Origin of the sequence: Tepidimonas fonticaldi (genome assembly GCF_007556755.1) — a bacterium.
Taxonomy (GTDB): domain Bacteria; phylum Pseudomonadota; class Gammaproteobacteria; order Burkholderiales; family Burkholderiaceae_C; genus Tepidimonas; species Tepidimonas fonticaldi.
On record NZ_VJOO01000027.1, the window covers coordinates 24,249 to 31,411 of the forward strand.

Below are 7,163 nucleotides of genomic sequence, written 5' to 3' on the forward strand. Positions count from 1 at the left end.
TCGCAGCTTTACGCGGGCAGCGGCTGATGCGGGCCGGAAACCGTAGGATCGGCCGGGGTGGCAGCGGGCGTGGCCGCGTGGGGCGCTTGCAGGCGGCGCAGCACGTCGTCGCGCGGCCCCTGCGCCCAGATGCGCCCGTCGCGCATCAGCACCACACGGTCGGCCACGGCGAGCACCCCCGGACGATGCGAAATGACGACGACGGTGCGCCCTTCGGCCTTGAGCGCCTGCAGCGCCTGCTGCAGCGCGGCTTCGCCCGCGTCGTCGAGGTTGGCGTTGGGCTCGTCCAGTACGACCAGCGCTGGACTGCCGTAGAGCGCGCGGGCCAGCGCCACGCGCTGGCGTTGGCCGCCCGACAGCAGCTGCCCCGCCTCCCCCATCGGCGTGTCGTAGCCTTTGGGAAAACGCAAAATGGTGGCGTGCAAGCCGGTGGTCTGCGCCGCTTGGATGACGAGCGCGGAGTCCTCGGCCCCCATGCGCGCGATGTTTTGTGCGATGGTGCCGTCAAAGAGCTCGATGTCTTGCGGAAGATAGCCGATGTGCGGACCGAGGGCGTCGCGGCTCCAGTCTGCCAGCGGACGCTCATCGAGCAGCACCTCGCCTTCGACGTCGGGCCAGATACCGATGATGACACGCGCCAGCGTCGATTTGCCCGATCCGGACGGCCCCATGATGACGGTGACGGTACCTGGCACGAGCTCCAAATCGATGCCGCGCAAGATGGGCTCGGCGCGCCCCGGCGCCCGCGCGACGACCCCCACCAAGCGGATGTGGCCTTGGGGTGCCGTGCGGCGCAATGCCGGGTCACGCGGCGGGTGCTGCGCAAGCAGGGCTTGCAGACGCAGGAAGGCTTGGCGCGCGCTCAAAAAGGCGCGCCAGGTGCCCACCAGCAGATCGATGGGAGCCAGCGCCCGGCCGGCCAGCACATTGGCAGCGATCATGGCACCGGGGGTCAGCTCACCGTCGATGACGAGCAAGGCACCCGCACCCAGCATGAACGATTGTTGGCAGTAGCGCAGAAACTTGCTCAACGCCGTGATGCGGTGCTGCTGGGCATGGGTGGCGGCGTGCTGCGCCATCACGTCGGCGTGCCGTTGCGCCCAGCGGCGCTTGAGGCCTTCGAGCATCCCCATCGATTCGATGACTTCGGCGTTGCGCAATTTGGCTTGTACGAAACGGGCTTCGTCGGCCTGCCGCTGCTGCAAGGCTTCGGTCGGGCCGAGCGCGCGGCGGTGCCCCCACCACGCCAGCGCGCCCTGCACCAGTGCGAATACGACGGCCAGCCAACCCAGCAGCGGATGCATGAGAAACAGCACCGCTGCGTAAATCGGCGCCCACGGCACATCGAAGAATGCAAATATGCCATTGCCGGTGAGGAATTGGCGCAGCTCGGTGAGGTCGGCAAACGCACGCCCCTGGCGAGCGCCATTGGGACGCAGGCTGGCATCGAACGCCGCTTGAAAGATCCGGTTGCTGAGCCTGTCGTCGATGCGCAAACCGGTCTTGACCAGGACGCGCGAGCGCAGCCATTCGGCAAGCGCCATGAGAGCGAGCAAAAACAAGGTCAGGATGGAGACGGCCAGCAGCGTCAACTCGCTGCGACTGACCAGCACCCGGTCGTACACCTGCAACATGTACAGCGCTGGCGCCAGCATGAGCAGGTTGGCCACGCCGCTGAAAAAGCCGACCCAGAGGAATTCGCGGCGAAATGCCGCCAGCGTGCGCCGCAGTTCGCTGCGGCCTGCGTGGTTATTTGGGTTCATGTGGGTTGCACCTGCGGTTGGGCGGCAGCTTTGGTCAGGGCGGTCGCCGCAGCGGGGCGCTGCAGGGCGGCCAGGACTTCGTCGCGCGGCCCCCAGGCTTTGGTGGCACCATCGACCAAAACCAGCATTTTGTCGACCACGGACAGCACACTGGTGCGGTGGGTGATGATGACGAAGGTGGTGCCGCGCGCCTTGCAGCGGGCAATCGCTTGGACCAGCGCCGCATCCCCGGCCTCGTCGAGGCTCGCGTTGGGCTCATCCAGCACGACCAAGGCCGGATCCCCGTAGAGCGCGCGTGCCAGCGCCACGCGCTGGCGCTGGCCACCGGACAGCACGGTGCCTTCGGCGCCCACCACGGTGTCGTAGCCCTGGGGCAGGGCCGCGATGAGATCGTCCAGCCCCACCAGCGCTGCCGCTTCGCGCACACGCGGCATGTCGACGCGCCCAAAGCGCGCGATATTTTCCGCGATGGTGCCATCGAGCAAGTCGACGCCTTGCGGCAAATAGCCGATGTGCGGGCCCAGCTCGGCCTTGTCCCAGCCAAAGACGTCCGCACCGTCGAGGCGGACCTTGCCCGCCATGCTCGGCCACAGGCCAACGAGCGCCCGCGCCAGCGTGGTTTTGCCGGAGCCCGACGGTCCGACGACGGCCAAGGCCTCGCCGGGTTGCAAGACAAAGGCGACCCCGCGCAGAATCGGCACCTGGGAGCCGGGCGGCGCGACGACCACGCCCTCGACGGTGAGCAGGCCCTTGGGCGGCGGCAGCGGCATGGCCGGCGGCTTGGGCGGCAATTGATTCATCCATTTTTCCAAGCGTTGCCAGGCATCGCGCGCGGTGACCACGGCGCGCCATTGGGTGACGATTTGAACCAGCGGCACGAGCACACGCCCGCCCAGGACGGAGCCCACGATCATCATCGCAGCCCCGCCGGGCAGGGCGTTTTCGAGCAACAGCCACGCGCCCAGCCCCAGCAGCGCCGAACTCCAGACCACTTGCACCCATTTGCTGAGCGCGGCAAACACACCGGCGCGATCGGATGCGAGCGCCTGCAGGCGCAAGAACTCTTGCTGCAGCTTCCACCAGCGCTGATGCAGCGCGCGCATCATGCCCATGGCCTCGACGACCTCGGCGTTGCGCAGCATGCCGTCGGCGGCTTGCTGCGCTGCGATGGCCCCGCGGTTGGCGGCGCTCAGCGGTGGCTGGGTGGTGGATTGGTTGAACCACGCCAGCGCCACTTGCACGATGGCCCCGACCAGCGCCGCCCAACCCAGGGCCGGGCTAATGAGGTAGAGGATGAGCAAGAAGACCAAAGACAGGGGCGCCTCCATAGCCGCGCCCAGGACCGGGTGGTGAAAAAAGTCGCGTACGGTGCGCCAGTCGAGCAAGGGCTGGACATTGGCCACCCCCGGGCGACGCAGATTGGCTTGGTGGATGGCATCGATGATGCCCGGCGCCAAGCGCTGGTCGACCCACGCCGCGGTTTCGCGCATGACTTCGGCGCGCGCCCACTCCAGAGTCTCCATGACGGCGTAGGCCAACACGACGGCCAACGTGAGCATGGCCAGCGTGACGTGACTGCGGCTTTCGACGACGCGGCCATACACTTCGAACATGTAGAACGTGGGCGCCAGCACCAACAAACCGGCCACGGCGGCAAACAGCCATGCGCGGCGTATCGACGGCCATAGATCCTGCAGCGGGAGCAGGCGCTGGGGCGACTCGCCCCCAGCGCCGATGGGCGAGGGATTCATGCGGTTGGTTCCACCATCAAGTAAGCGGGAAGGTTGCCGGCCCCGTGTGCCGCGCTGGCACCGAGCGTCGTGACGTCGCCGCCTTCCACCGTGGATTGAGAATCGGACTGCAGGGTGAAGATGAGCTCGAAGTCATGTGCGGCGCGCGCCACCAAGACAATTTCGATGAGGCGCATGATGTGAAAGGCCTCTTCGTCTTGCGGCCGCAAGGCGAGGTCGAAGCGCAGCCGGCCATCAAGGGTGTACATGGACACCCTGCCTTGGCGCACGCTCAAAGTGTGCCGATCGAAATAGACCGGGCAGTCGTCGGCGAAGCGCAGCAGCGGCAGCGGTTTATCCCCTAAGCGTTGAATATGAAATGGGCTGCGCGGGTGCTGGAAGACGAGGCGCGCGGCGCGACACACCGAGTAAATGGCATTGCAGGCCATCTGCGAGCCCAGCGCCGGCAGCTGCTGCCGCACCAGGCGGTAGCCCAGGTGGTGCAGCGCCACGCGATTCCAACATCGGTGTTCGCGCACCAAAGGCGCCAGGAGGTTACACGCCTGGGCAAACGTCCGCTGCAGGGCCTGCAGCCGCGCCGCCTGATCGGCGTTGACCGACAGGGGAATGCGGACGTTGACGTTTTTCATATAGGAATTCTAGCAGAGCGACAGCACGCCCCCCTCCGGGTACGCCTGCATCACCCCGCCAAGTCGCGCCAAATGACGTGGCGATAGACTCCGCCATGGTGCAGGCTTGGCTGCTGGCAGCCCCGATGAAATAGGAAGTCAGGTTTGGTCATGCTTCGAGCACGATCGAGTCAGTCCGACCGAACGACGTTGATAGGCCAAACTATGCGGCGCGCAGGCGAGTGGACGAACTTCCGTGCCGTCAGACCTATACAAACAAGCTCTGCTGAGCCAATCCGCTGCTGACTTCCTGCTTCATCGAGGCCGGTTTCACTCCGGTCTTGCGACCGGAGCCATCGCCTTCCTCTCCACAGGCTGCGACCAAGGAACTCACGGCCATGTTCTTCAGGTTCACCGCCGCGTTCACGTCGCGATCATGGACCACGCCACAGGACGGGCACGTCCACTCGCGCACCGACAGCGGCAGATCGTAGAGCTTCTCGCCGCATGCCGAGCACGTCTTGCTGCTGGCATAGAAGCGGTCCGCCACCGCCACTTGCCCGCCGCGCATGGCCGCCTTGTACTCCAATTGCCGCCGGAACTCGAAGAATCCCATATCGGCAATGGAGCGCGCCAGATGGCGATTGGCCAGCATGCCGCGCACGCTCAAGTCCTCGATGCCGATGGTGTGAAACCGCCGGGCAAGGGCCGTGGTGAGCTTGTGCAGGGCGTCCAGGCGGATATGGGCGATGCGGGCGTGGAGCCGCGCCAGCTTTGCCTTGGCCTTTTGGCGGTTGCGAGAGCCTTTTTGCTTGCGCGACAGGCTACGCGAGAGCCTGCGCAAGCGGCTCAGCAGCGCCTTGTGCGGCTTCGGGCCTGGGATCACCTCTGCCGTCGAAAGCGTTGCCAACGCCGACACGCCCAGATCGACACCGACCGCACCTTGGTACTCGCCTGGGACGTGGCTTTTGTCTCGAGGCTCGTTTTCAGGGCGGCGTTTGGGCGGGTCTTCGGTGTCCACGACGATGCTGACGAACCAGCGGTCGGCCACGCGGGAGATCGTGGCCGACATGATCTTGCCAGCGAAGCGCAACGACTCCCGCATACGCACCCAACCGAGGTTGGGGATGCGAATGCGGCAGCCTTCGACGCTGAACTGGTCGTTGGTGAGGGTGAAGCGGTCGTGCACGCCTTTCTTGCGAAACTTCGGGTATTTGGCACGGCCCGCGAAGAAATTCTGGAACGCCTGGCCCAACTGGATGATTGCCATCTGCGGTGCGCACTTCGTGACTTCGAGCATCCATGGAAACCGCTCGCGTTTGATGGCGTTCAACTGGCGGCGCAGTGCGGCCTGCGAGGGCTTCGGTAAGCTATTGTCGGCCTTCCACGCTTCATACTGGCGCTGCCACTCGGCCAGCGCCCAGTTATAGGCAAACCGCGCCGTGCCCGAGGTGCGAGCGAAGTGTCGTGTCCCGGATGATTGGTTAATTGGTTCACGCCGTGGTTTACTCTTGGCCCGAGAGGTCATGCTGGAGCTGAAACGATGCATCTGAGGCTGCACAAGAACGCCACCACGACACCCAGGATCCGCGCCGAGATCCAGGTCAGCAAGGAGCCCATGAGGGTTCTGGCCCAGCGCTTTGGCGTGAGTGTCTCCACCATCGCTCGCTGGAAGAAGCGTGCATCGGTTCATGACGCCTCCCATACCCCTCATCGACTGCAAACCACGCTGACGCCGGCCCAGGAGTCCATCGTGCTCGTCTTGCGTAAAAGCCTGGGCCTTTCGCTGGATGACCTGCTGGCAGTCGTACGCGAGTTCATCCATCCCCCGATGGCCACCCCAAACTGCCCCACTTGTGGCCGGTCAAACTGCTCCAGGCAGGACGGTCGAATTATGAGGCTTCAGGGCTGATGGCGATGCGCGCGGCGGCCTCCTTGAGGCGGTAGCTCTTGCCCTCGAATTCCAGCATCGCGCAGCGGTGCATCAGGCGGTCCAGGATGGTGGTGGCCATGGTGGCGTCGCCCAGATACTTACCCCAGTCCTGCACCACCCGGTTGGAGGTCACCACGATCGACCTGCGCAACTTGTAGCGCTGGTGCACGATGGCCTGCAACACCTCGGCGGCGTGCTCGCTGATGCGCCGCGCCAGGAACAGGTCATCCAGGACCAGCAGGTCGGGCTGCACCCACTCCTTGAGCAGTGAGCCCCGCTCGGTGGCATTGCCCAGCGCGTAGCGGCCAAACTCGGTGTCCGCCTCCAGATAGCGCACATCGTGACCGGCCAGCGTGGCCTGGTAGGCCACCGCCTTGGCCAAGTGGCTCTTGCCCGTGCCGGGCTTGCCCACGATCAGTGCATTGGCGCCCTCTGCGATGAACTTGAGCGTGTGCAGCTCAAAGCAGGCCGATCTGGGCAGCTTGGGGTTGAAGCGCCAGTCAAAGTCGGCCAGCGTGACCTTCTCATCCAGCCCCGAGCGCTTGTAGCGGCGCTCCATCAGGCGCGTTCGGCGCCGGTCCAGCTCGTCTTGCAGCATGGCGGCGAAGGTCTCCAGGAACGGCTCCTGGCTGGCCTGGGCCTGCACCACAGCCAGGTCATCACGATCCGGGGCGACAGCTATCGGCTGCGCGACAAGCGCCGCAGCGGCCTTCTGCACAAGGCCGCTGCCCCCACCCCGATCACGTCAGAGAGTTGATTAACCCGGGGGTCAATTCCAGATGTCGTCAGGGGGTCAAATCTTCGTGTCGCTTGACAAGACGTTCACTCCGGTGGTCCCCTCGTTGGTGAGGGGGTGAAAGTAACGTCCTGCCTGTCGGCCAGCGGGCGACCAACATGCCAAGCTCAATGCATCAGGTCACCACTGGTCAGGTGGAGCAATTTGGGTGGCCATAAGTGGAGCACTTTGGGTGGCCGCCGGGGTCCATCCGACCGTCTCACGCGCTGCCTTGCACCGCATGCTCAAACGCCATGGAGTGTCGGCGCGCGAGGCATTGAGCGTGGATCGCCCCAGGACCAAGCCGTTCAAGGCCTACGAGCCCGGCTTCGT

5 protein-coding genes and 3 pseudogenes are annotated in these 7,163 nt (G+C 65.4%); 3 read left to right on the forward strand and 5 right to left on the reverse strand.

The window, feature by feature from the left end; genetic code table 11:
- Window positions 1-8: 8 nt before the first annotated feature.
- The 4 genes from Tfont_RS11715 to Tfont_RS11730 form a co-directional block, all read right to left on the reverse strand.
- Window positions 9-1,763 (reverse strand): type I secretion system permease/ATPase, encoded by a 1,755-nt coding sequence (locus Tfont_RS11715; protein WP_143969581.1) that lies wholly within the window; start codon window positions 1,761-1,763, stop codon window positions 9-11.
- A complete protein-coding gene (locus Tfont_RS11720) occupies window positions 1,760-3,514 on the reverse strand; it encodes a type I secretion system permease/ATPase (protein WP_143969582.1) in 1,755 nt (584 codons plus the stop codon). The genes Tfont_RS11715 and Tfont_RS11720 overlap by 4 nt, the downstream gene beginning before the upstream one ends.
- The gene (locus tag Tfont_RS11725) at window positions 3,511-4,143 is read right to left on the reverse strand and encodes a hypothetical protein (protein WP_143969583.1); all 633 of its coding nucleotides are present in this window, start codon (window positions 4,141-4,143) and stop codon (window positions 3,511-3,513) included. Before Tfont_RS11725 ends, Tfont_RS11720 begins: the two co-directional genes overlap by 4 nt.
- 247 nt (window positions 4,144-4,390) lie before the next feature.
- Window positions 4,391-5,650, reverse strand: coding sequence for an RNA-guided endonuclease InsQ/TnpB family protein (locus tag Tfont_RS11730; RefSeq protein WP_260682374.1), 1,260 nt, complete (start codon window positions 5,648-5,650; stop codon window positions 4,391-4,393).
- A gap of 15 nt (window positions 5,651-5,665) precedes the next feature.
- On the opposite strand from Tfont_RS11730, the pseudogene Tfont_RS11735 reads away from it, so the two are divergent.
- Window positions 5,666-5,959 (forward strand): annotated as a pseudogene (locus tag Tfont_RS11735) (IS481 family transposase); the annotation flags it as partial.
- A 55-nt stretch (window positions 5,960-6,014) separates the two neighbouring features.
- Here Tfont_RS11735 and istB read toward each other — a convergent pair.
- Entirely contained in the window at window positions 6,015-6,737 is a 723-nt protein-coding gene (gene istB / locus Tfont_RS11740) for an IS21-like element helper ATPase IstB (RefSeq protein WP_453822554.1), read from the reverse strand.
- Here istB and Tfont_RS14840 point away from each other — a divergent pair.
- A pseudogene (locus tag Tfont_RS14840) lies at window positions 6,696-6,812 on the forward strand (ATP-binding protein); the annotation flags it as partial. The gene istB and the pseudogene Tfont_RS14840 overlap by 42 nt on opposite strands.
- Before the next feature lie 223 nt (window positions 6,813-7,035).
- Window positions 7,036-7,163, forward strand: a pseudogene (locus Tfont_RS11750) (IS481 family transposase); the annotation flags it as partial.